The 279-nt window shown below is 53.4% G+C and carries 1 protein-coding gene; it reads right to left on the bottom strand.

Going from position 1 to position 279, the window contains the following annotated elements:
• A partial coding sequence (locus AC1RPU_RS08195; RefSeq protein WP_481769678.1) for a hypothetical protein occupies positions 1 to 201 on the bottom strand: 201 nt, incomplete at its 3' end.
• Positions 202 to 279: the final 78 nt, after the last annotated feature.

Raw genomic sequence — 279 nt, 5'->3', positions numbered from 1 at the left:
GGGAAAGGTGCGGACTGCGGCACGCGTCTTGATGATTTCCGCAAACTCGTTTTGGTTTTCCACCTTTTTCTCGTTGTCGAGAAGCGGCGTCCATTCTTTGTCTCCCGGATTCCGAATCATGACGATCCAGTGCGGTGCACTGTAGCGGGCTACGGCCTCGATGGATCGTGCTTTGCGCATTTTTGTGATAAACGAAAGCATGCTTTCTCCTTTACTTGAACTTCAGTCAGTCTTCCAGATCGCCGGGCCCAGCGACCCGAAAATCCCCGATATCGCCCC

Source organism: Dellaglioa sp. CoH-55-MRSF-7, from assembly GCF_056782235.1.
This window is presented reverse-complemented; position numbering and strand designations above follow the sequence as displayed.